Here is a 22,931-nt window from a genome sequence, read left to right as displayed (position 1 = left end):
GGGGAAGCGACGACCGACATCGTGACTACTCCAATTGTGAGCTGCTTGTGGGGTATCCGGGGTCATGTCTTGACGGCGTGGACTGTTCCGTCTTGCGACGCGGGCACCGGCCCAGACGAGGTCAGGCGTCGGTCGACGGGGCACGTCCGGCCTGTTCGGAGCACGTCTGTGTCGGGCACCGCTCGCCGCATGACCACGAATGCGACAATTGCTTACTCTCCTGGCAAATTGGTGCAGGCCCAATGAGCTATCACGATCTACGACTCCGATCAAGTTTCCGGGCAACTAATGATTTTTTTCGTCAGATATGGTATTTGCTGGTCTTTCCGGGCCCCCGCATCCAAGCGGTCGGCCGGAGATGCCGCGCGCCCGGCTGAGGCTCGGCTAGTCTCGCCACGATTGATCTGATAAGTCGGGAGCTGATGCGTCGTGGAACCGGTGTCGGTGGGCCTGATCGGAGCGGGGCCGTGGGCGGAGGCCGTCCACGCCCCCACCATCGCCGCGGGGCCGCACACGCGGCTGACCGGCGTCTGGGCCCGCAGGCCGAGAGCCGCCGCCCGGCTCGGCGTCCCGGTGTACGAGCGCCTGGAGGAGTTGTTCGAGGTCTGCGAGGCCGTCGCCTTCTGCGTGCCGCCCGCCGTGCAGGCCGAACTGGGCGTCCTGGCCGCCCGCGCCGGCAAGGCGCTGCTGCTGGAGAAGCCCCTCGCCGCCGACCTCGACGGGGCCAAGCGCCTGGCCGACGCCGTGGGCGAGGCGGGGGTCGCCTCCCAGATGGTGCTGACCTTCCGCTACTCGGCCACGACCAAGGCGTTCCTCGAACGCGTGCGCGCCATCGAACCGTTCGGCGGATACGCGATGAACGTTTCAGGAGCCCTCTACACCATCGACTCCCCGTGGCGGCAGGAGCGGGGAGCCATCCTGGACGTCGGGCCGCACATGATCGACATGCTGGACGCCTCCCTCGGGCCGGTCACCGGCGTGCGCGCCCACGGCCACACCCTCGGCTGGGTGGGCCTGCTGCTGGAGCACCAGAGCGGCGCGGTGAGCGAGGCGTCGCTGTCCATGGCCGCCCGAGTCGACCACGGCGCCTCCCAGGTCGCGGTGTTCGGCCGCCAGGGCACCGAGACCCTCGACGGCGGCGATCTCGGCTACGACGTCTTCCCCGACATGGTCGCCGAGTTCGCCCACACCGTCCGCCGCGGCGGGGGCCACCCCCTCGACGCCCGCCACGGCCTGCGCCTGCAGGAGATCATCGCCGCCGCCGAGGCCCAGCTGCGCTGATCACCGCAGGTCAGGGGCCTCGGGCACGGGCGGCTTCCGACCCCTCGTGTCCGATCCCGCCGGGGGTTGGTACCGTTCCCCTGACGCGCGCAGCGCAGCGAAGCCGGTGAGAGTCCGGCGCTGTCCCGCAACTGTGAGGCCCTCCGGCCGAGCCAGGTCGCCTGCGTGCCGCGCCGACGCCATCAACCCTCGTGGAAAAGGGTGATCCGTCATTTCGCGGGTCTCTCGATTCCCGGCAACTGGAGGAATCCCCTCGTGAGGCCCGTGCACACGGCCTTGGCGGGCGCGTTGCTGGGTGCGCTGACGCTGGCCGCATGCGGCCAGTCCGGCGGCACCGCAGCAGGCTCCGCCACCCCGGCCACCCCCGCCCCCGCCGTCTCTTCACAGGCGCCCGGCTTCCCGGTCACCGTCCAGGCCGGCAACGGCGCGGTCACCATCCCCGCCAAGCCCGCGCAGATCGTCTCGCTCTCGCCCACCGCGACCGAGAACCTGTTCGCCATCGGCGCCGGCCCGCAGGTCGCCGCGGTCGACGACCAGTCGACCTACCCCGCCGACGCCCCGAAGACCGACCTGTCCGGCTTCAAGCCGAACGCCGAGGCGATCATCGCCAAGAAGCCCGACCTGGTCGTGCTCGCCAACGACACCGGCGGCGTCGTGGCCGCGCTCACCAAGGTCGGCATCCCCGTCCTGCTCGAACCGGCCGCGACCAAGCTGGAGGAGAGCTACGACGAGATCGTCGACCTCGGCGCCGCCACCGGGAACCCCGACAAGGCCGCCCAGGTCACCTCGGACATGAAGGCGCAGATCGAGCGGCTCGCCGCCGCCGCGCCCAAGGACGCCGGGCTGACCTACTTCCACGAACTGGACAACACCCCGTACTCGGTCACCTCCGGCACCTTCATCGGCCAGATCTACGGGATGTTCGGCCTGACCAACATCGCCGACAAGGCCCCGGACGCCGCCGGCGGCTACCCCAAGCTCTCCAGCGAGTTCGTCGCCAAGGCCGACCCGGACCTGATCTTCCTCGCCGACACCAAGTGCTGTGGTCAGTCCAAGCAGACCCTGGCCAAGCGGCCCGGCTGGGGCGGCCTGTCGGCGATCAAGAAGGACCAGGTGTTCCCGATCGACGACGACATCGCCTCCCGCTGGGGCCCGCGCGTCGTCGACTTCGCCAAGGCCGTCGACGCGGCGGTCAAGAAGGCCGCCGGCTGACCGGCCCGGCCCCGAACCACCTGCGAGAACCATGACCGGCACCCGCCCGGACCCCTCCCCGCCCTCCGTGCCCGCCCCTCCCGGCGCCGCGGAGGACCACCCCGCCATCTCCCCGGAACCGGCCGCCTCCGGGCAACCGGCCACCGGGGAACCGGCCGTGTCCGCGGAACGGGCCGCCTCCGCGGAACGGGCCGCCTCCGCGGAACGGGCCGCCTCTCCGGAACGGGCCGCCTCTCCGGAACGGGCCGCCTCCGCGGAGCCGGGGAGGATGCGGCCGGTGGTGCCGTTCGTCGCGGCCGGCCTGCTCGCGGTCTGCCTGCTGGCCGGGCTGATGATCGGCGCGGCCGGGCTGCCGCTCAAGGGCGTCGTGCTGGAACTGCTGGACCGGCTGCCGTTGGTCTCGGTGCACTCCGGGCTGTCCCCGGTCGAGCGCGGGCTGCTCTTCGAGCTCAGGATGCCCCGCGTCGTGCTGGCGGCGATCGTCGGCGGGCTGCTGGCGATGGCGGGCGCCGGCTACCAGGGCGTGTTCCGCAACCCGCTCGCCGACCCGTACCTGCTCGGCGCCGCCGCCGGCGCGGGTCTCACCGCCACTCTGGTCATCGTCCTGGTCCAGGCCGAGGGGCTGGTGCCGCTGGCGGCCTTCGGCGGGGCGATCGGCGGCGTGCTGCTGGCGTACGCGCTGGGCAAGACGGCCGCGCGCGGCGGCGGCACCGCGACCCTGGTCCTGGCCGGGGTGGCGGTGGCCTCCTTCCTGTCGGCGTTGCAGGCGTTCGTCCAGCAGGTCAAGGTCGAGCAGCTCCAGCGCATCTACTCGTGGATCCTCGGCGGCATCGGCGGCGACTGGTCGCAGGTGTGGCTCGTCGCCCCCTACGCCCTGGTCTCGGCGGCCGTGCTGATGGCGCACGGCCGCCTGCTCGACGTGCTGTCGGTCGGGGACGACGAGGCCGGCAGCCTCGGGGTGAACGCGGCTCGCGTCCGGCTCGTGGTGCTGTGCGCGGCCTCGCTGGCCACGGCGTCGGCGGTGGCCGTCAGCGGGCTCATCGGGTTCGTCGGCATCGTCGTGCCGCACGCCGTCCGCCGCCTCGCGGGCGGGTCCTACCGGGTGGTGCTGCCGATCTCGCTGCTGGCGGGGGCCGCGTTCCTGGTGCTCGCCGACCTGGTCGCCCGCACCGTCCTGGCCCCGGCCGAACTGCCCATCGGCGTGGTCACGGCCTTCATCGGCGCCCCCTTCTTCGTCGCGGTGCTGCGCGCCACCAGGGCGGTGGAGGCATGACCACGAGGAGACGGCCGTGAGCGCGATCGAGGTGAGCGGGCTGTCGGTGTCGCTCGGCGGGCGGACGGTGCTGTCGGACGTCGGGCTGTCGGCGCGCGACGGCGAGTGGCTGGCGGTCATCGGCCCGAACGGCGCCGGCAAGTCCACGCTGCTGCGCGCGATGATGGGCCTGCTGGACGCGCGGGGCGAGGTGCTGGTGGACGGGCTGCCCGCGCGCTCGCTCAAGCCGCGGCAGCGGGCCCGGCTGATGGCCTACGCCCCCCAGAACCCCCTGCTCCCGCCCGGCCTGACCGTCCTGGAGTACGCCCTGCTGGGACGCACCCCCTACATCTCCTACCTCGGCCGCGACGGCAGGCACGACCGCGAGGTCACCGAGTCCGTCCTGGAACGCCTGGACCTGGCCGGCCTCGCGCGCCGGCCGCTCGCCCACCTGTCCGGCGGCGAGCGCCAGCGGGTCGTGCTCGCGCGGGCACTGGTCCAGCGGGCGCCCGTGCTGCTGCTCGACGAGCCGACGACCGCCCTCGACCTCGGGCACCAGCAGCAGGTGCTCGAACTGGTCGACCGGCTGCGCCTGGCGGACGGGCTGACGATCGTCACGACCGTCCACGACCTCAGCGTGGCCGGGCAGTACGCCGACCGGGTCCTGCTGATCGCCGACGGCCGCGCCGTCGCCTCCGGGCCGGTCGGCCGGGTGCTCACCGAGCCGCTGCTGGCCGCCACCTTCGGCGCTCACGTCCGCGTCGCCCAGGGCGAGGACGGCCGCCCCCTGGTCAACCTCGTCCGCCCCGCCCCCATGACGCCCGACCGGGCGAACGGTCCCGTGGAGGTGCGCCCGGCGGAGGCCCACCCCGGCGCCGAACCTGACAACCCACGACCAGGCGGCGCTCCCGAGCGGCCTCGGCCAGGGGACGATTCCGAGCAGTCTCGGCCGGGAAGTCATTCCGAGCAACCTCGGCCGGGGGATGATCCCGGACAGGGTGACGCATGCTCTCCCTGAGCCATCGGCACGAGGACGGCGCCCGTCTGGCCTCCCTGCTATGGGATCTCGGGCCCGGATGGCGGGCCATCTCCTCGGCCATGCTGGGTGGCGGCATCGGCCCGGTGGAGTGGGTGCTGAACGCGCAGGTCGTCGGCGCCTACTCGCGGATGGACCCGGTCGCGCACCTGCTCGAACTCGCGCCGCCCGGACGCGGGGTCGGCATGCTGACGGCGGCCTCGGTCGCCGACCACACCCGCGCGCACGACGGGGGAGTGGACGCCGTGGCCACCGTCGGCCTGCGCGTCCCCACCTGGGCCGCCTCCCCCGAAGGCACCCCCGACCCCGAACTCCGCCCCGCCCCCGAACACCGCTCGCCCTCGGGGCACGGCCCCGCCCCTGAACCTCGCTCCGCCCCGGAGTCCGGGCCGGCCTCCGGACCCCGTCCGGCCCTTGGGCCGTATCCGGACCTCGACTCCGGCATCCGGGGAGGGCCGGACACCCGGCCGGTGTTCCCGGCGCCGGGGACCATCAACATCATCGTGGCCGTCCCGGTGGCGATGAGCGACGCCGCCCTGGTCAACGCCGTGATGACCGTGACCGAGGCGAAGACGCAGGCCCTGGCCGAGGCGGGGTACGCCTGCACGGGCACCGCCTCGGACGCCGTGTGCGTCGCGGTCCGCGCCGAGGGCCCGGAGGAGCCGTTCGGCGGCCCGCGGTCCACGTGGGGCGCCCGCCTCGCCAGAGCCGTCCACCGCTGCGTCCTCGCCGGCGCCCACGCCTGGCCCACCCTCGACCACACCCCCGCCTCCGCCTCCCGCCCGTTGCCTCCACATCCCTGGCCCACCTTCTGAAACGACCGGCTCGCCCCACTCCCAGACCCATGCTGGGCCGTCGTCAATGCGGATGACCGGCAACGCCGATCTGCGGATGGGGCGCGGCGTACACTCATGATGTGGACGCCGCGCGTGATTACGACGACCTGCATGCCCTGGTGGACCGGCTCAAGCCAGACCAGGCACGCCGGTTGCGCGCGGTCGCCCTGCGTCTGGTCCAGTCCGGCGACGTCCCCGAAGGGGCGAGTGCGGAGCAATCGGGCAAACGCCGGCTCTCTTTCATCGGCATGATGAACTCCGGGGTGGGCGATCTCGCCGAACGGCATGAAGAAGTCCTCAAGGAGGGCTTGGATCGTCCGATGTGACGACCCTCCTCGATACCGGCCCGCTCGTGGCGGCCCTCGACGCCGACGACAAGAGCCACCACCGCTGTGCGGAGTTCCTGGAAACGGCTCCCGGCCCCCTCCTGGTTCCCGCGCCTGTCATGGTCGAGGTGTGCTGGCTGCTCGAGAAGTACCGTGGTGCCCGCGCCGAGGCCGCTTTCATCGACTCTCTCGTCACCGATCAGATGACCTTGCTCGATCTGGCCGAAGGCGATCTCGCCCGCGTGGCCCACCTGGTGCGGACGTACGCGGACCTGCCGCTCGGCGTGGTGGACGCCTCGGTCATCGCGATCGCCGAGCGGCTGGGGCTTCGGGAGATAGCGACGCTCGATCATCGCCATTTCCGCGTGGTGCGACCGGTTCATGTGCCTGCGTTCAAGTTGCTTCCTTGAGCGCCGAGCCGGTGCCGCGGGCCGTGGCGGGGGCGGGGGCGGTCAGGAGGTGAAGGCGACGGTGGTGAGGGTGTGGTCGATGGTGGGCTGGTGGCATTTGCCGGGCGGGCAGAAGAAGGCGAGCAGACCGACGGGCTGGCCCTGGCCGCGGCCGATGATGTAGACGATCAGATCGAGGCGTCCCTGCTGGGCCGGGTCGTTGACCACGCCGGTCAGGCGGAAGGCGGGCTTGCCCGCCACGGTGTCGGTGGTGAGCGCCGAGGCGAAGTCGGCCGGGCCCGGCAGCACGAAGCTCAGGCTGCGTTTGAGGGTCTCGGGCGGGTCTGAGGTGGTGATGGCGTCGTTGAGCTCGGCGAACACGCCCGTCGCCCGTTCGGGGTGGGCGCCGAGCAGCGCGTTGACCGCCGTCCAGTCGGAGGCGATCGGCACGGAGAAGAGCGCGTCGAACTCCGCCGCCGCCGGGGAGACGACCGCGTACTCGTCGGCGTGCGTGCGCGCCTCCCACCCGCCCGGGTACTCGAAGGTCATCGGCGCCGCCGTGCTGCCGGGATAGCGCTTGGCCCCCAGGGGAGCCGTCCCCTGGTTGAGCAGCAGGGTGGCGGCGACCGCGACCGCGACCACCGCCGCGCCGGCGCCCACCAGCGCGCCCGCCAACCGGCCGCGCCGGCGCCGGGGCGCGGCGGGACGCGGGCCGGTGGCCACGCCCGGCCGGGTGGCCGGGCCGAGGGAGGCGTGCTGGGACCCCGCAGGGTCCGCCGCGGCGAACGCACGCAGGGAGGTCGTCGGCTCGGCCGAGCCCACGGCATCGCCCCGCGGCCCGTAATGGCCGTCGTACGGGCCGTCGTACGGCCCGGCGGGCGCGTACGGCGGCTCGCCGCCTGCGTGCGGGCCGGGGTGGGCGTACGGGGGGTCGGTCGCGGGCGCGGCGTGCCGGCCCGGACTCGCCTGCTGCACGCCGGTGGGCTGGTCGTCGGAGCTGATCGCGTCCCGCAGGGCGGCGACGAACTGGCGGCAGGTGACGTACCGCTCGTTCGGCGACTTGGCCAGGGCGCGGAGCATCACCTGGTTGACCGAGTGCGGCAGATCGGGCCGGTAGGGGGTGAGCGGCGGCGGGTCGTGCGATACGTGTGCGTACAGCAGGGCCAGTTCGGTGTCCCGCTGGAACGGCGGCGACCCGGTGAGCGCCTCGTAGACGACGCAGGCGAACGCGTACAGGTCGCTGCGGCCGTCCACGGGCAGCCCGCGGATCTGCTCGGGCGCCACGTAGCGCGGGGTCCCCATGAAATGGCCGTGGCTGGTCAGCCCCGCCTCGGAGAAGGTGCTCTTGGTGAGCCCGAAGTCGGTGAGGTAGACGTGCTCGGGGTCACGTTCGGACCCGTCGGCGACCAGGATGTTGGCCGGCTTGACGTCCCTGTGCACGAGCCCGTGCTGGTGGGCGGCGTCCAGCGCCGAGGCGATCTGGGAGAACAGGCGGTAGGCGCGGGCCACCGGCAGCGGGCCGCTGCCCTGGATGAGTTTGCGCAGGTCGGCTCCGTCGACGTACCGCATGGCGATGAACAGCAGGTCGCCGTTCTCGCCCGCCTCGTAGATCGGGATGATGTTGGGGTGGTCGACCGCCGCGACCAGGTGCGACTCGCGGACGAACCGGTCGCGGAAGCGCTGGTCCGCCGACAGTTGCGGCGCCAGCACCTTCAGCGCCACGGCGCGGCCGAGCCGCCGGTCGCGCGCCCGGTAGACGGTCGCCATGCCGCCGCGCCCGACGACCGCCTCGATGAGGTAGTCGGCCACCTGGGTGCCGATCAGCGGCGGCATCGAGAAACCCTGTTCGCTCATTGGTCCACCGGGTTCCCGCAGAAGCCGCAGAAACGGTGCGCTTTCTGCAACCGCATGCCGCACTGCGTGCAGAACCGCGCCTGCGCGCCGGACGCGCTCCCCTCAGGGCCGCCGGCCGGCGTACCCGGACCCCCGGCGGGCGTGGCGGGGCCGGCGGTCGGCGTGCCCGATGCGCCGGTGGGCGTGGCCGGGCCGCCCGCGGGCGTGCCGGCGACACCGGCGGGCGTTGACGGCCCGCCGGCCGGGGCCGGGCCCGCCTGCTGGCCTGTGCCGGGCGCGCCGAACGGGGACTGGCGGTACGGGGGGAAGGAGCCGTCGCCCGGGTGCGGCGGTTCCATCGCCTGGGTGCCGCCCGCCGGCCTCCCGGAGCCGCCCCCGGGGCCCGCCGGGGCGAGAGAGCCGAGCGAACCCGCCGGGCCCGCAGTCGTACCGGAGACCCCCGAGACCGCGGGGAACGATTCGAGAACGCCGTCGCCCGCCGCCTCGCCGGCCGTCCGGCGGCGCCGCCGCAGCATGAGCGGCACCGCGACGGCGACCGCGGCGGCGACGGCGACGATGCCGGCGGACACCGGCAACAGCAGCGGCGCGAGGCCGGAGGCCTTCTGGGCGACGGCCGGAGCCTTGCTCTGCCCGGCCGAAGGGGTGCCCGCGCGGTTGGCCCGGGCGGTGCGCAGGTGGTCCTGGGCGACGGCGTGGTCGGGACGCAGCCGCAGCACCTGCTCCAGGACCGGGATCGCGTTGGCGTAGAACTTGTTGTGGAACGGCGCGAGCGCCGTCTCGTACACCACGTCCACCGGCCCCCGCCGGGCGGTCACGTCGGCGGCCACCAGCGCGGCCCGGATGTCGTCCACCGGGGTCAGCGTCGCCGCGTCGCCGCTGCCGGTGAGCAGGCCGATGACCTCGCTCCTGCCGTCGTCGATCACGGCGCCGCCGTCGCCGTCCTCGCTCAGGAACGTGGCGAGCTTGGCGCGTTCGGCCTCTTTGAACGTGCGCCCGCCCGGCGGGTCGAGGTGGGCCGTCTGGACCTTCGGCGGGGCCTTGGCGCTGGGCCGGCTCGGCAGGCCGATGGTGTCCACCGACTCGATGCCGCTGCCCAGCGTCGTGCCGAGCGGCACGGTGGGCAGCGTGCCGTCCTCGCCGCCCTTGGTGAGCTTGAGCACGGCGGGCGAGCCGGGCGAGGCGCCGGTGCGCAGCAGGTCGGCCGGGTACCCCTCGGGCACGGGCGGGTCCGCGTACGGGAACACCGTGATCTTGGGGGCTGTGGTGGCGATGCAGTTGGAGTTCTGCCGGTGCGGCGGGTAGCAGGCCTGCAGGCGGGCGTTGAGCTCGGGGTTCTTCAGCTTGTGCCGGGAGAAGTCGGCCGGGATCTTGACCTTGAAGTACTCAGAGAAGACCCGGTTGGCGGCGTAGACGGCGGGGTCCTTGCTCGGCCGCACGACGCCGGTGGCGGTGACCACGACGCCTTCGGGGGAGACGGTGAACCCGCTGCCGGTGCCGACCGGCGTGTCGTACTCGCGCACGACCTGCTGGATGACCCCTCGGTCGTCGAGCAGGTTGATGGTCACGTGGGCCTTCGCCTCCACGCGGACAGTTCCAGGGGTCACTCGGTCGGTGGAGCCGCTGGGATGGGGGTGCATGGGAAGGATGAGCGATCCGAGGACGCTCAGCCCCGCGACGAGGTGGTGCAGGCGGGGCATCTCCGCCTCCTGTTCCGGACCTGGTTGAGTCCAGAGTCTCAGCGCGGACAGCCTCGTTCAAGGCTCCTCCGGCCGCCGTCACGCACTTGCAATCGGTCGTTGAACGATCTGCGACAGCCGTTTCGCGATCTTGAACGACTTGGAGGCCGCTTGGAGGCGGCGGCGGCGCGGACGCTCACGCGAAGGTCGCGTGCCGGGTTTCCCGTCAGGTGGCGCCAAGCATGTATATTTTTCGTACATAACCGGACATTGGTGGAAGATATTTAACCGACGAAGGGATGGGGCGGTATGAGGGCCTTTCCGCGGGTGCTGTTCGACGAGGCGCACAACGAGTCGTGGACGATCCGCCGCGAGGTCGCCGAGGCGATCAACCCGGCGCACCCCGACGACAACAGCTACGCCCGCGCCGCGCAGGTCCTGCGCCGCCTCGGCCACACCGTCACCGCGCACACCGAGGGCCCGGTCACCCCAGCCGTGCTCAACGCCCACGACGTCTACGTCGTCGCCCACCCCTCCGCCGACCGGTGGGAGCGCACCACCGGGCTCGGCAGCCCCGCCTTCCCCGCCGAGGAGATCGACGCCATCGAGCGGTACGTCTCCGAGGGCGGCGGCCTGATCGTGCTCGCCGAGTGCGAGCAGGAGAAGTACGGCAACAACCTCGGCGAGCTGCTCGCCCGCTTCGGCGTCGGCGTCGAGCACACCACCGTCCAGGACCCGGGCAACTCCTACAACGGCGTGGCCACCTGGGTGCTCGGCGCCCCGGTCCCCGGAGCGGGGGACGACCTGACCGCCGGCGCCCGCGAGGCCTGCTTCTACCGGGCGGGCGTGCTCACCGCGCCCGAGGGCGCGACCGTCCTGTTCGCGACCTCGCCCTCCGCCGACCCGGCCGGACGCCCCCTCGCCCTGGCCCTGCGCCACGGCGAGGGCCGGGTGGTCGTCTTCGCCGACTCCGACCTGTTCGGCGACGACTCCATCGACGACCTGCGGCACGCCCGGCTGTGGGGCAACGTCGTCACCTGGGCCGCACGGGTACCGGCCAGCACGGGCGGCGCGAGCTCCTCCGACGAGGCCTTCGCCGAGCTCAAGGACGCGGTCGAGGCACTGCGCCCCCTCACCGCCAAGGACGGCTCGGTCGCCGACGCCGCGGCCGCCTCGCCCCTCGTCGACCGCGTCGTCACCGCCGTCGAGACGCTGGCCCCGCGCTTCCCGCACGACCGGGACTACCTCGCCGCCGTCGTCGCCGACCTGCGCGCCTGGCAGGCAGGCGGGTTCGGCGTGCCCGACTTCCTGGACTCGCTGAACGCCTTCCACCCCGACACCCAGCGGGTGGACGGGCTGGAGCACCTGGTCGTGTTCCCGATGTACACCCAGAACGGCAACCCCGGCCGCAACCTGGAGGCCGTCTGGATCCGCACGGTGTGGCCCGACTGGCTCGCCGAGCTGGAGAGCGGGCAGTACGACAACCCCATGTTCGTGCCGATCGCCTTCGTCGACTTCACCGCCGGGTACGACACCAACAGCGCGGTGCTGTTCCCCGAGACCGTCGCCGTCCGCGAGACCCCGCCCCGGTTCACCTGGGGCGCCATCTTCTGCGACCGCGAGGCCGCGCGGTTCCGCGGCGTCAGCCGCGCCGCCGCCGACACCCTCAAGCTCGCCCTGCCGCCGGACGCCGCCCGCCTGCTCTCCAGCCAGGAGCTCGCCCAGGACACCTTCGTGCTCTGGGACCTCATCCACGACCGGACCCACAGCCACGGCGACCTGCCGTTCGACCCCTTCATGATCAAGCAGCGGATGCCGTACTGGCTGTACTCGCTGGAGGAGCTGCGCTGTGACCTGACCGCGTTCGGCGAGGCCGTCGCGCTGGAGGGGCGGGGCGTGCCGCACGCCCGGTACGTGCAGTACGCGATCCTGTTCGACCGGCTGTTCCGCTTCCCGATCACCGGCGAGCGGGTGCGCAACTACGACGGCCTCGGCGGCCAGCTGCTGTTCGCCTACCTGCACCGCAACGACGTCGTCCGCTGGACCGACAACCGGCTGTCCATCGACTGGGACCGGGTCGCCGACTGCGTGGCCGACCTGCGCGGCGAGGTCGAGAAGCTCTACCGCGACGGCATCGACCGCTCCAAGCTCGCGCACTGGCTGGCCGCCCACCAGCTCGTCGCCTCCTACGTCGCCCCGCACCCCGCGTCGGTGTGGAACCGCGGCGCCGACGCCCTGCCGGTCGAGGGTTTCCCGAAGGCCGTGGTGGACGCGGTGCTGCCCGACGAGTTCCCCCTGAGCATGTTCTACGAGGCCCTGCGTCGTAAGCTTTCCGGAGTCATCGAGGCGACGAAGGGAATCCGCGCGTGAGCCAGGGCGACCAGGGCGGGCCGGCGAGCAGAGTGGTGGTCGTCGCCGGGGCCGGCGGGCCCACCGGCCGGGCGGTCACCGCGCGGCTCGCCGCGCGCGGCGACACCGTGATCGGCCTCGGCCGGCGCGCCTCCGACGGCGTGACCGCGGTCGACCTGACCGACGGCGAGGCCGTCCGCGAGGCGGCGCGCCGCATCGGCGCCGAGCACGGCAGGGTCGACGGGGTGGTCCACCTCGTCGGCGGCTGGCGCGGGTCCAAGACCTTCGCCGACACCGACCTCGCCGACTGGGACGCCCTGCACGAGGCGATCGTCCGCACCCTGCAGAACGTCTCGCTCGCCTTCGAGCCGCTGCTGCGCGACAGCGACGACGGCCGGTTCGCCATCGTCTCGGCCAAGGCCGCGCGGGAGCCCACCCAGGGCAACGCCGCCTACGCCGCCGCCAAGGCCGCGGCCGAGGCGTGGACGCTCGCCCTGGCAGACGCGCTCCGCGGCACCCGCAGCGCCGCCGCCATCCTGGTGATCAAGGCGCTGGTCAACGACGACATGCGGGCGGCGAGCCCCGACCGCAGGTTCCCCGGCTTCACCGACGTCGACGACCTGGCCGCCGCCGTCGCCGGCCTGTGGGACCGCCCGGCCGCCGAGGTCAACGGCCTGCGGGTCGACCTGACGACGTGACCGACCACCAGCAGCACCACCAGCACGACACGCGGGGGCACGACCACATGACCCAGGCACGGCGCCGCCACGACCCAGAGGTCAAGGCGTTCGCGAGCGACAACTACGCGGGCGTCCACCCGGAGGTCCTCCAGGCGGTCGCCCTCGCCAACGGCGGCCACCAGATCGCCTACGGCGAGGACGTCTACACCGAGGCGCTCCAGGAGGTCTTCCAGCGGCACTTCGGGCCGCAGGCCCAGGCGTGGCCGGTGTTCAACGGCACCGGCGCCAACGTCGTCGGCCTGCGGGCGATGACCGCGCCGTGGGAGGCCGTCATCTGCGCCGAGAGCGCCCACGTCAACACCGACGAGGGCGGCGCGCCCGAGCAGATGGCCGGGCTCAAGCTGCTCACCGTGCCCACACCCGACGGCAGGCTCACCCCCGAGCTGATCGACCGGCAGGCATGGGGCTTCGGGGACGAGCACCACGCCCAGCCCAAGGTCGTGACGATCACCGAGAGCACCGAGCTCGGCACCGTCTACACCCCCGAGCAGATCGCGGCGATCTCCGCGCACTGCCGCGAGCTCGGGCTGCTGCTGCACCTGGACGGGTCACGCCTGGTCAACGCCGCGGCGGCGCTGGAGGTGCCGCTGCGGGCGCTGACCACCGACGTGGGCGTGGACGTGCTGTCCTTCGGCGGCACCAAGAGCGGGCTGATGTTCGGCGAGGCCATCGTCGTGCTGAACCCCTCGGCCGTCCGCGGGCTGATCTACCTGCGCAAGAGCTCGATGCAGCTCGCCTCGAAGATGCGGTTCGTCTCGGCGCAGTTCGAGGCGCTGCTCGCCGGCGACCTGTGGCTGCGCAACGCGCGCAACGCCAACGCCATGGCCGCGCGCCTGGCCGCCGCCGTGCGCGACATCCCCGGCGTCACCCTGACCAGGGCGGTCGAGGCCAACGCCGTCTTCGCCGTCCTGCCCCGCGAGGCGGCCGACCGCCTGCGCAAGAGGTTCCGGTTCTACACCTGGAACGAGGCCACCGGCGAGGTCCGCTGGATGACCGCCTTCGACACCACCGAGACCGACGTGGACGCCTTCGCCGCCGCCGTCGCCGAGGAGCTCTCCGCGTCCTGACGCCCCTGACGCCCGCCGCGCCCGGGCCGCCTACGCCTCGACGAGGGTCAGGGCTTGGCGCCCCGGGCGGTGAGCAGTTCGGTCATGTAGCCGATCTCGCCGTTCTGCGTGTCCACGATGCTCTGCGCCATCGTGCGCACCTCGTCGCGGGTGGTCAGCTTCAGCACCGCCTTGGCCATGTCCACGCCGCCCTGGTGGTGGCGGATCATGAGCTGGAGGAAGAGGACCTCGGCGTCCTTGCCCTTGGCGGCCTTCAGGCGCTTCAGCTCCTCCGGCGTCGCCATGCCCGGCATCATCGCCGCGCCGCCCGCCGCCGCGACGGGGGCCGCGGACCCGCCGTGTCCGCCGTGGCCCGCCATCCAGGCCATCACCGGCCGCGAGCCCGCCTGGTCCAGGCCCCACTGCTGCAGCCAGCCCATGAAAATTCCACGCTGCGCGGTCTGGGTGGTGATGATGTCGTAGGACAGTCCCCGGATCGCGGAGTCGGCGGTCTCGTCGCGCACGGTGAAGCTCATCTCGACGGCCTGCGCGTGGTGTACCGCCATGTCACGCGCGAAACCGGCCTCGGGGGAGGCGTCTCCCGGCGGCGCGGACCTGCCGAACAGCAGGAAGGTGGCGACGGCCGTCACCGCGCAGGTGAGCAGCGCGACCAGGACCAGACGTGAGCGTGAGTTGACCATTGCCAGCCAATATGAGGGGTCGTGCTAGACGTTGAACGCAAACGTTATTACCTACCCACTATCCTCCACATAAGTATCGGCAGCTTGACCACACACGTCCTGAACGGCCGTTGGAGGAAACGCGATGGGCAAGGAGAGGACGCAGGCACGGCGGGAGCATCTCGCCACGATGCGCGCCGCGCAGAAGCGCAAGGAACGGCGCACGGCGATGCTCATGTGGGGTGCCGGCGCCTTCGTCATCGTCCTCGTCGTGGGCCTGGTCGGCTTCTACGTGATCAGGGAGAACGCCGCGGGCTCGCTCGACGCGGTGAAGACCTTCAGCTACAAGGCCTCCCAGCACACCGCGATCAAGGTCAACTACAAGGAGACGCCGCCGGTCGGCGGCGAGCACAACCCGCAGTGGCAGCAGTGCGGCCCCTACGACGGGCCGATCAACCCCGAGAACGGCGTGCACTCCATGGAGCACGGCGCGGTCTGGATCACCTACCGGCCCGACCTGCCCAAGGCCCAGGTGGACAAGCTCAAGGCCATGGTGACCTCTGACTACATCCTGCTCAGCCCGTACCCGGGTCTGACGGCGCCGGTCGTGGTGAGCTCCTGGAACCACCAGCTCGCCCTCACGGGCGCCGACGACGCGCGCCTGCCGCGGTACATCACCAAGTACAAGCAGAACCCGAGCACGACGCCCGAGTACGGCGCCACCTGCAGCGGCGATCAAGCCACCTCGGCGCTGGCCGCCGACAACCCGATCCCCACCACGTCGCCGACCCCGGCGCCGAACGCGTCGGCCGCTCCCAGCGAGTCGCCGGCCCCGGCCGAGTCGTCGGCCATGCCGAGCGCGACGCCCGGCTCCTGACCCGTCCCGCGCGAGCGGCGGCGGAACCGGGCCGGCCCGCGGAGGTTCGCCTCCGCCGGCCGGCCCTGTCATGTCCGTGTCACCGCCGCCCCCGCCGCCCCCGCCGTCCGGTGCGGCGCCGGGCCCTCGCGGCCGGCGCGGGGCCGGTCAGCGAAGGACGTCCTCGGGGTCCACGGCCTCCAGCGCGTGGGCCTCGCCGACCGGGCGGCTGGTCAGGGTGCCCGCGTGGGCGTTGAGCCCGAGCGCCAGCGCCGGGTCGTCGCCCAGCGCATCCCGCCATCCCTTGTCGGCGATCGCGAGGGCGTACGGGAGGGTGACGTTGGTCAGCGCGTACGTCGAGGTGTGCGGGACGGCCCCCGGCATGTTGGCCACGCAGTAGAACACCGAGTCGTGCACGCGGTAGGTCGGGTGCGCGTGGGTGGTCGGCCGGGAGTCCTCGAACGCCCCGCCCTGGTCGATCGAGATGTCCACCAGCACCGAGCCCTCCTTCATGCGGGCCACCATCTCGTTGGTCACCAGCTTGGGCGCCTTGGCCCCCGGGACCAGCACCGCTCCGATCACCAGGTCGGCGGAAAGGACGGCGCGCTCGATCTCGTAGATGTTGGAGGCGACCGTCTGCAGGTGCCCCCGGTAGATGGTGTCGGCCTGGCGCAGCCGGTCGATGTTCTTGTCCAGGAGCAGCACCTCCGCCTGCATGCCGAGGGCGATCGTGGTCGCGTTCATGCCGGTCACCCCGGCGCCCAGCACCACCACCTTGGCCGGGTACACGCCGGGGACCCCGCCCATGAGCACGCCCCGGCCGCCGCCCTGGCGCATCAGGTGGTAGGCGCCGACCTGGGGCGCCAGGCGTCCGGCGACCTCGGACATGGGCGCGAGCAGGGGGAGCGCCCCGTTGGCCGTCTGCACGGTCTCGTAGGCGACGGCCGTGACCCCCGACTCGATGATCGCGAGCGTCAGCTTCCGGGACGCCGCGAGGTGGAGGTAGGTGAACAGGACCTGGCCCTGCCGCATGAGGGGGTACTCCGAGGCGATGGGCTCCTTGACCTTCAGGATCATCTCGCCCTCCCCCCAGACCTCCTCCGCCGAGGGGAGGATCTCCGCGCCCGCCGCCCGGAAGTCCTCGTCGGGGATGGAGGAACCGGCGCCCGCGCCCTGTTCGACGAAGACCTGGTGGCCGTGGCGGACCAGCTCGTTGGCTCCGGCGGGGGTGAGGGCGACCCGATGCTCCTGGTCCTTCACCTCTCGGGGTATTCCGACCTTCATGAGATCCTCCTTCGACCCGGGGCGGCGGCTACCCGCTCGTCTCCCGTTACCGCCGTTCGCGTGCCGGTGACGGTGTGATCAGCGGAGCACTGCCCAGGAGCGACCCCGCCTCACCCGGCCCGGCGCCCGAGCCGGCGGCCGTGGCGTCCCGCCGGCCGCCGCAGGCGCCCAGGCCCTCGGGATATCGGGGCCGATCTCGGCGCGCGGGCGAATTGTCAGGTTCTCTTCAGCGTAGGACCCCCTCTCCGACGTCCATCCTGCGGTTAGCTCGTACGGGCGAGCCTCGATAGGCTCGGCCGAGCGATGTCGGTCACCGGACATCAAGGGCGGACGCCCCGCTCCTGGGGCGAGGCGATGTCGAAGGGGTGAGGATGCGCAACCGTCGGGCGGCCGGCGATCACAGTGATCCGGCCGGCGTGCTGCCGGGTCTCGGCGATCCTCCTCCGGCCGACCCCGGCGACCCGCCGGTGCTCATGGACGACCTCCGCTCCGCCGAGGACGAGACCATGGTCGACATCCGGCCCGTGCCCGGCGAGCCCGAGGAGACGCCCCTTGCGGCGGTCCCGCCGGAGGCCGTGCCTCCGCCGGCCGGCGAGGAGGACCTCCCGCCCGGGTCCGGCGGCATTCCCCCCGGCCCCGAAGGGCCCGCCGTTCCCGGTGAGCCGCCGCCCGGACCCCCGAGAGCCGGGCGCGGCACGACCATCGCCCTGATCGCCGGCCTGTTCGTGGCCATCGTCGTCACCGGCGTCCTCGGCACGATCGCGGTGCTGATGACCCGCGAGCCCGACCTGCCGCTCGGCGCCGACCCGCCGAGCCGCCTGGCCACCCCCATCCACTTCGCGCCCGTCACCGGCGTGCGCGCCGCGCCGTGCCCGGGCGCCGAGGCCGTGCTCGACGACGCGGGGACGACGTGTTACCAGGTCGCCCGGGGGGTCACCGTCACCTCCGTGGTGAGGATCTCGACCGTCGCCGCCCAGGACGGCACCTATGCCGTGCGCGTCGTGCCCGCGCCCGACAGCCGCGCGCGGCTGGCCGACCTCATCAAGGACACGCTCAACCAGCAGCTCGCCGTCGTGGTGGACGACAAGGTCGTCACCGCGCCCCGGGTCGCCCAGCCCATGACCCAGGACAGCCTCAGCATCGCGGGCCTGTCCAAGGAGACCGCCGAGGCGCTGATGTCGCGCCTGCTCGGCGGCGTCGGCACGGTCACCGGCAGCGGCGCTCCGACCCCCACCCCATCCTGCCCCCCGACCGGCGTCCCCGGCACCGGGACGACCGGCGACCCGGGCACCGGGACGACGGGCGACCCGGGCACCGGTACCACCGGCAACCCCGGCACCGGTACCACCGGCAACCCCGGCACCGGGACGACGGGCGACCCGGGCACGGGCACCACCGGCACCCCCGGAACCGGCACCACGGGCGGCCAGGGGACGGGCGGCACGATCGGCGACCCGGGCGCCGGAACGGTCGGCGGCTCCCCGGTCTGCCCGCCCACCGCCGCGACGACGGCCGCACCGCCCCCCGGCGGCGTTACGACCGGGGTGCCCTCCGGCCCGCCCGCGACGGGCGTGCCCTCGGCGCCGGCCTCACAGCCGGGCTCGGTGCCGCTGGTCCCGCCCGGCGCCACGCACACCCCCGGAACCGGGACCGGCGCCACGCCCGCCGGGAAGGGCGCGCAGCCGGCGGGCTCCGCGAGCCCCCATGCGACCGGCGTCTCGGCGCGTGGCCCGCGCCGCACCCTCGACCCGCGGTTCTCCAGTTGCAAGCAGGCCCACGCGGCCAACTACGGGCCCTACACCAAGGGAGTCCACCCCGAGTACGACTGGTACGTCGACGGCGACCACGACGGCGTGGCCTGCGAGCGCGGCGACATCACCTGACCCGCCGCGCCGTGTCGTGCCGGCCCTGGCCTTGGCATGCGCACCGTGTCCCGCCGTGCCGCGCCGTGTCCCGCCGTGCCGCGCCGTGTCCCGCCGTAGCCGCCGGGCGGCGGGCGCGTCCCTGCGGCGGGGCCGATCACGGGGAGGCGGGGGACAGGGCGATGTCCTCGGGGCGGATGGGCACCCGCGACAGGGGCAGGCCCGTGGCGGCGCGGACGGCGGCGACGATGGCGGGGGTCGAGGACAGCGTGGGCGGCTCGCCCGCCCCGCGCAGGCCGTAGGGCGCCGCCGGGTCCGGATTCTCCAAGATCGACAGTTTCATGGGGGGCATGTCGAGGATGGTGGGGATCAGGTAGTCGGTGAACGACGGGTTGAGCACTCGTCCGTCCCGCACCTGGATCTCCTCCATGAGCGCCAGCCCCAGCCCCTGCGCCGACCCTCCGTGGATCTGCCCCTCGAGCGCCGTCGGGTTGATCATTTTACCGACGTCCTGGACGGCGGCCAGCTCGACCACCTTGACCAGGCCGAGGTCCACGTCCACGTCCACGACCGCCCGGTGGACGCACAGGGCGAGCTGGGTGTGGGAGTCGCCCTGCCCGGTGAGCGGATCCATGGGGCGGGTCGGCCGGTGGCGGTACTCGCGGGTCTCCTCGACCGGGCCGTGCTCCCGCAGCAGGTCGGCGAGCGCGAGGCCGGGGCGCTCGGCGAGCAGCGCGTTAAGGCGCTCGCGCACCGCCTCGCACGCGGCCTTGACCGCGCCTCCGGTGACGTAGGACTGCCGTGAGGCCGAGCTGGACCCGGCCGAGCCGACCGTCGTGTCGGCCGGGGCGACCGTCACCCGCCCGGCGCCCAGCTCGGGGAACTCGGCGAGCTCGGTGCGGGCGATCTGGGCCTGCACGGTGACCAGGCCCTGCCCGACCTCGGCGGCGGCGGTGTGGACGAGCACGTGCGGCTCGTCCCCGAGCAGCTCGACCCGGACGCGGGCCGTGCTGTAGTCGTCGAAGCCCTCGGAGAAGCAGATGTTCTTGATGCCGACCCCGTACCCGATCCCGCGCCGCACGCCCTCGCCGTGCGTCGTCTGGGCGACCCCGCCCGGCATGGACCGCAGATCGGACGAGCGCGCCGCGCCGGGCAGCGGCATGGCGGCCAGTTCGCGCAGCATCCCGGCCAGCGGCGCCGGAGAGTCGATCACCTGGCCGGTGGCCAGGCGCGACCCCTGCGACACCGCGTTGCGCAGGCGGATCTCCACCGGGTCGAGCCCGCACGCTTCGGCGAGCCGGTCCATCTGCGACTCGTAGGCGTAGCAGGCCTGCACCGCGCCGAAGCCGCGCATCGCCCCGCAGGGCGGGTTGTTGGTGTAGGCGCCGTAGGCGTCGATCGCGATGTTGGGCACCTCGTACGGCCCGACGCCGAGCGAGGCCGCGTTGCCGACGACGGCGAGGGAGGAGGAGCAGTACGCCCCGCCGTCCAGCACGATCTCGGCCTTGACGTAGACGAGCCTGCCCTCGCGGGTGGCGCCGTGCTCGTACCGCATGCGGGCGGGATGCCGGTGGACGTGGCCGAAGAACGACTCCTCGCGGCCGTAGACGATCTTGACCGGCCGGCCGGTGCGCAGGGCGAGCATGCTCGCGTGGATCTGCATCGACAGGTCCTCGCGAGCGCCGAACGCGCCGCCGACCCCCGCCAGCGTCAGCCGCACCTTGTCCTTGGGCAGGGCGAGGCAGGGGGCGATCTGGTCCTGGTCGACGTGCAGCCACTGTGTGGCGACGAACAGGTCGACGCCACCGTCCTCGGCCGGGACGGCCATCCCCGACTCGGGGCCGAGGAACGCCTGGTCCTGCATGCCGACCTCGTACTCGCCGGTGACGACGACCTCCGCGGACGGCGGGACGCTCCCCACGCGGACGGGCTGGTGGCGGACCAGGTTGCCGCCCGGCAGCACGTGCGGGCAGGCGGGGTCGAACAGGGCGCGTCGCGCGTCGGTGACGGCCTCGCGCGGCTCGTACACGACGACGATGGCGGCGGCCGCCCGCCGCGCGGTCTCGGGGTGGTCGGCGGCGACGATGGCGACCGGTTCACCCTGGTAGCGCACCTGGTCGATGGCCAGCACCGGCTGATCCTTGTGCTCCAGGCCGTAGAAGCGCTCGCCGGGGACGTCCTCGTGGGTGAGCACGGCGTGCACGCCGGGGATCGCGAGCGCGGGGCCGACGTCGACGGAGCGGATCCACGCCGAGGGGTGCGGGCTGCGCAGCGTGGCGCCCCACAGCATGTCCGCGAGGTACAGATCGGAGGAGTAGGCGAACTCCCCGGTCACCTTCAGGATGCCGTCCGGCCGGATGGCGCCGGTGCCGACGCCTTCGCCGAGGCTGCGCCCGCGCGCGGTCTGGGTCACACCGGCAGTACATCAGCCCAGCTCAGGGGCGCCAATAGGCGCGGGTGTGAAACGCCGGGGGCCGGTCGGGCGATGAGTTGGAGGTTCATCCAAATCGAGTGGTTAGCCTTGATAAGTGCGTATACGTGATCTCATCGCGGTGGACGGGCTGCGCCTCACCCTGCTGTCGGACCAGAGCCACCTGGACCGGCGGTTCACCGGCGCGCACATCACCGACCTGCCCGAACCCGGACGTTACCTGTCCGGGGGAGAACTCGTGCTCACCGGGTTGACCTGGCATCGCGGCCCAGGGGACTCCGCGCGGTTCGTCGGGGCCCTGGCCAAGGCCGGAGTGGCCGCGCTGGCCGCGGGACGGGCGCTGCTCGGCCACGTGCCCGACGACCTGGTCGAGGCGTGCCGGGAGCACGACCTCCCGCTGCTGGACGTGCCGGAGGAGGTGTCCTTCCGCGCGTTGAGCGAGGTCGTCGAGGCGCGCCTGGGCATCGGCGGCGCCGCCGACCTGCGGGGGGCGCTCGGCCGGCACCGCCGCATCGTCGCGGCCGTCGCCGAGGGCACCGGGCTGGACGAGCTTTTCACGGTGATCGCCCAGGAACTCGGCATCACCGGCGCGGTCGTCTCGGCGAGCGGCGCGGTGGTCGCGGGACGGCTGGAGGAGGATCTGCCGGCCTTACTCGCCCGCGAGTACCTGTCCGCGCCGCGCCTGCCCCACCTGGTGCGCACTCCGCGAGGGCCGTTCACGCTGTTCGCCGTCGACCGGTCGCACCGGGCGGCCGGCTGGGCGCTGGTCCTCGGTTCGGACCTGCTCGACCACGCCGACACCGGCTTCGAGCTCGCGGCCTGCGTCGCGCTGCAGCGCGGCCGCACCGAGGAGGGCCGCAGGGTGGAGCGGCGGCTGGCCGAGGAGCTGATCGGGCTGGCCATCACCGGGTCGGGGAGCGGGCCGGAGCTGGTGGCCCGCCTGCGCACCTGCGGCATCGGACCCGAGGAGCCGTACGCGGTGGTGACGGCGGCCGTCGTCAGGCCCGGAGCCACCGACGGACCCGACGCCGCCACGCTCGGCGGCCAGGTTCTGGAGGAGTTGCTCGACCGGCGGATCGTCGCCGCGCGGGGAGCGGACGGGGCCGTCGCCCTCGTGCCGCTGCGGATCATGGGGGCCGAAGCGCGGGCCATGACAGCCGATTCGGCAGGGGAGATGGCCTCTGACCTGGGCCTGAGCACACAAATCGACCGGGACCGCGGACCTCGTGTCAGGTCCGCTGCCGAATCGATGCACATTCATCCGCAAGTGCGGGCGCAAGTGCATGGGCAAATGCAGTCTCATGTGCAAGCATTGGTACACGCGATAAGGGAACGTGTGACGGCCCTCTCGGCCGGGATGCCGAGAGCGCAGGTGGCCATAGGCGTCAGCGCCTGGCTCACCGGTGCCACGGGCATCCGGGGCGGTGCCGAGGAGGCTGGTCACGCGCGGCGTCTGGCGGAGGCGCGGGGTGGAGGGGTGGTGACCAGTGACGAGATCTACACGCACGCCTTGTTGCTCGCCACCGTGCCCGCAGAAGTCCGCAGGTCCTTCTCCGACCGCATCCTCGTGCCGCTCTTCGCGTACGATCGGCGGCACCGGTCGGAGTTGGTCCGTACGCTGGACGTCTTCCTCGAGTGCGCCGGCTCGTGGAACAACTGTGCCGAACGTCTGCACGTGCATGTGAACACGGTGCGGTATCGCATCCGGAGGGTCGAGGAGCTCACCGGACGTGATCTCGGTTCCATGGCGGACCGGGTGGACCTTTTCCTTGCGCTACGTGCGAACTGAATATCGAGTCAGCGGTTCAGGAAGACCGAATG

18 protein-coding genes and 1 riboswitch are annotated in these 22,931 nt (G+C 73.0%); of the genes, 13 read left to right on the top strand and 5 right to left on the bottom strand.

Annotated features, from left to right (window positions below):
- Nucleotides 1–429 precede the first annotated feature (429 nt).
- The 7 genes from ABZT47_RS19845 to ABZT47_RS19815 all read left to right on the top strand — a co-directional run bounded on the left by ABZT47_RS19845 (nucleotide 430) and on the right by ABZT47_RS19815 (nucleotide 6,353).
- On the top strand, nucleotides 430–1,281 hold the full coding sequence (locus tag ABZT47_RS19845) for a Gfo/Idh/MocA family oxidoreductase (protein WP_354843764.1): 852 nt from the start codon (nucleotides 430–432) through the stop codon (nucleotides 1,279–1,281).
- A 102-nt stretch (nucleotides 1,282–1,383) separates the two neighbouring features.
- Nucleotides 1,384–1,438, top strand: a riboswitch (cobalamin riboswitch).
- Between the two features lie 98 nt (nucleotides 1,439–1,536).
- Entirely contained in the window at nucleotides 1,537–2,493 is a 957-nt protein-coding gene (locus tag ABZT47_RS19840; protein ID WP_354843761.1) for an ABC transporter substrate-binding protein, read from the top strand.
- Between the two features lie 268 nt (nucleotides 2,494–2,761).
- Complete coding sequence (locus tag ABZT47_RS19835; RefSeq protein WP_354843884.1) at nucleotides 2,762–3,766, top strand: iron ABC transporter permease; 1,005 nt, start codon at nucleotides 2,762–2,764, stop codon at nucleotides 3,764–3,766.
- A gap of 16 nt (nucleotides 3,767–3,782) precedes the next feature.
- Nucleotides 3,783–4,763, top strand: coding sequence for an ABC transporter ATP-binding protein (locus tag ABZT47_RS19830; protein ID WP_354843758.1), 981 nt, complete (start codon nucleotides 3,783–3,785; stop codon nucleotides 4,761–4,763).
- The gene (locus ABZT47_RS19825; RefSeq protein WP_354843755.1) at nucleotides 4,751–5,596 is read left to right on the top strand and encodes an adenosylcobinamide amidohydrolase; all 846 of its coding nucleotides are present in this window, start codon (nucleotides 4,751–4,753) and stop codon (nucleotides 5,594–5,596) included. The genes ABZT47_RS19830 and ABZT47_RS19825 overlap by 13 nt, the downstream gene beginning before the upstream one ends.
- Nucleotides 5,597–5,697: 101 nt before the next feature.
- A complete protein-coding gene (locus tag ABZT47_RS19820) occupies nucleotides 5,698–5,943 on the top strand; it encodes a hypothetical protein (protein ID WP_354843752.1) in 246 nt (81 codons plus the stop codon).
- Nucleotides 5,940–6,353, top strand: coding sequence for a PIN domain-containing protein (locus ABZT47_RS19815; RefSeq protein ID WP_354843749.1), 414 nt, complete (start codon nucleotides 5,940–5,942; stop codon nucleotides 6,351–6,353). The genes ABZT47_RS19820 and ABZT47_RS19815 overlap by 4 nt, the downstream gene beginning before the upstream one ends.
- 42 nt (nucleotides 6,354–6,395) lie before the next feature.
- On the opposite strand, the gene ABZT47_RS19810 is transcribed toward ABZT47_RS19815, so the two are convergent.
- Both ABZT47_RS19810 and ABZT47_RS19805 read right to left on the bottom strand, forming a co-directional pair.
- A complete protein-coding gene (locus ABZT47_RS19810) occupies nucleotides 6,396–8,186 on the bottom strand; it encodes a protein kinase (RefSeq protein WP_354843746.1) in 1,791 nt (596 codons plus the stop codon).
- On the bottom strand, nucleotides 8,183–9,883 hold the full coding sequence (locus ABZT47_RS19805) for a hypothetical protein (RefSeq protein WP_354843743.1): 1,701 nt from the start codon (nucleotides 9,881–9,883) through the stop codon (nucleotides 8,183–8,185). Before ABZT47_RS19805 ends, ABZT47_RS19810 begins: the two co-directional genes overlap by 4 nt.
- A 288-nt stretch (nucleotides 9,884–10,171) precedes the next feature.
- Between ABZT47_RS19805 and ABZT47_RS19800 the strand changes: the two genes are divergently transcribed.
- From ABZT47_RS19800 to ABZT47_RS19790, 3 genes are read left to right on the top strand one after another with little or no spacing between them, the layout of a single operon-like run.
- Nucleotides 10,172–12,232, top strand: a complete 2,061-nt coding sequence (locus tag ABZT47_RS19800; RefSeq protein ID WP_354843740.1) for a DUF6421 family protein — start codon at nucleotides 10,172–10,174, stop codon at nucleotides 12,230–12,232.
- Nucleotides 12,229–12,909: an SDR family NAD(P)-dependent oxidoreductase gene (locus ABZT47_RS19795; protein ID WP_354843737.1), complete on the top strand. Its 681-nt coding sequence runs from the start codon at nucleotides 12,229–12,231 to the stop codon at nucleotides 12,907–12,909. Before ABZT47_RS19800 ends, ABZT47_RS19795 begins: the two co-directional genes overlap by 4 nt.
- A 47-nt stretch (nucleotides 12,910–12,956) precedes the next feature.
- Nucleotides 12,957–14,018, top strand: a complete 1,062-nt coding sequence (locus tag ABZT47_RS19790) for a low specificity L-threonine aldolase (RefSeq protein ID WP_354843881.1) — start codon at nucleotides 12,957–12,959, stop codon at nucleotides 14,016–14,018.
- A gap of 47 nt (nucleotides 14,019–14,065) precedes the next feature.
- Here the strand turns inward: ABZT47_RS19790 and ABZT47_RS19785 are convergent, their stop codons facing one another.
- Entirely contained in the window at nucleotides 14,066–14,698 is a 633-nt protein-coding gene (locus ABZT47_RS19785) for a DUF305 domain-containing protein (protein WP_354843734.1), read from the bottom strand.
- A gap of 124 nt (nucleotides 14,699–14,822) precedes the next feature.
- On the opposite strand from ABZT47_RS19785, the gene ABZT47_RS19780 reads away from it, so the two are divergent.
- Nucleotides 14,823–15,554, top strand: coding sequence for a DUF3105 domain-containing protein (locus ABZT47_RS19780; RefSeq protein WP_354843731.1), 732 nt, complete (start codon nucleotides 14,823–14,825; stop codon nucleotides 15,552–15,554).
- Nucleotides 15,555–15,701: 147 nt separating this feature from the next.
- Here the strand turns inward: ABZT47_RS19780 and ald are convergent, their stop codons facing one another.
- Nucleotides 15,702–16,817, bottom strand: coding sequence for an alanine dehydrogenase (gene ald, locus ABZT47_RS19775; RefSeq protein ID WP_354843728.1), 1,116 nt, complete (start codon nucleotides 16,815–16,817; stop codon nucleotides 15,702–15,704).
- Between the two features lie 371 nt (nucleotides 16,818–17,188).
- On the opposite strand from ald, the gene ABZT47_RS19770 reads away from it, so the two are divergent.
- Nucleotides 17,189–18,700: an excalibur calcium-binding domain-containing protein gene (locus ABZT47_RS19770; protein WP_354843725.1), complete on the top strand. Its 1,512-nt coding sequence runs from the start codon at nucleotides 17,189–17,191 to the stop codon at nucleotides 18,698–18,700.
- A 136-nt stretch (nucleotides 18,701–18,836) separates the two neighbouring features.
- Here ABZT47_RS19770 and ABZT47_RS19765 read toward each other — a convergent pair whose 3' ends face one another.
- Nucleotides 18,837–21,092 (bottom strand): molybdopterin cofactor-binding domain-containing protein, encoded by a 2,256-nt coding sequence (locus ABZT47_RS19765; protein WP_354843722.1) that lies wholly within the window; start codon nucleotides 21,090–21,092, stop codon nucleotides 18,837–18,839.
- A gap of 115 nt (nucleotides 21,093–21,207) precedes the next feature.
- Here ABZT47_RS19765 and ABZT47_RS19760 point away from each other — a divergent pair, with 115 nt between their 5' ends.
- On the top strand, nucleotides 21,208–22,899 hold the full coding sequence (locus tag ABZT47_RS19760; protein WP_354843719.1) for a helix-turn-helix domain-containing protein: 1,692 nt from the start codon (nucleotides 21,208–21,210) through the stop codon (nucleotides 22,897–22,899).
- The last annotated feature ends 32 nt before the right edge of the window (nucleotides 22,900–22,931 follow it).

Source organism: Sphaerisporangium sp. NPDC005289, from assembly GCF_040607455.1.
GTDB classification, from domain to species: domain Bacteria; phylum Actinomycetota; class Actinomycetes; order Streptosporangiales; family Streptosporangiaceae; genus Sphaerisporangium; species Sphaerisporangium rhizosphaerae.
The sequence above is the reverse complement of the archived record's forward strand: the minus strand, read 5'-3'. Positions and strand labels throughout refer to the sequence as shown.

Coding starts and splice junctions, on each gene's coding strand:
- ABZT47_RS19835 (WP_354843884.1), top strand. CDS start 2,762: ATGCGGCCGGTGGTGCCGTTCGTCGCGGCCGGCCTGCTCGCGGTCTGC.
- ABZT47_RS19825 (WP_354843755.1), top strand. CDS start 4,751: ATGCTCTCCCTGAGCCATCGGCACGAGGACGGCGCCCGTCTGGCCTCC.
- ABZT47_RS19810 (WP_354843746.1), bottom strand. CDS start 8,186: ATGAGCGAACAGGGTTTCTCGATGCCGCCGCTGATCGGCACCCAGGTG.
- ABZT47_RS19805 (WP_354843743.1), bottom strand. CDS start 9,883: ATGCCCCGCCTGCACCACCTCGTCGCGGGGCTGAGCGTCCTCGGATCG.
- ABZT47_RS19800 (WP_354843740.1), top strand. CDS start 10,172: ATGAGGGCCTTTCCGCGGGTGCTGTTCGACGAGGCGCACAACGAGTCG.
- ABZT47_RS19790 (WP_354843881.1), top strand. CDS start 12,957: ATGACCCAGGCACGGCGCCGCCACGACCCAGAGGTCAAGGCGTTCGCG.
- ABZT47_RS19785 (WP_354843734.1), bottom strand. CDS start 14,698: ATGGTCAACTCACGCTCACGTCTGGTCCTGGTCGCGCTGCTCACCTGC.
- ABZT47_RS19780 (WP_354843731.1), top strand. CDS start 14,823: ATGGGCAAGGAGAGGACGCAGGCACGGCGGGAGCATCTCGCCACGATG.
- ald (WP_354843728.1), bottom strand. CDS start 16,817: ATGAAGGTCGGAATACCCCGAGAGGTGAAGGACCAGGAGCATCGGGTC.
- ABZT47_RS19770 (WP_354843725.1), top strand. CDS start 17,189: ATGCGCAACCGTCGGGCGGCCGGCGATCACAGTGATCCGGCCGGCGTG.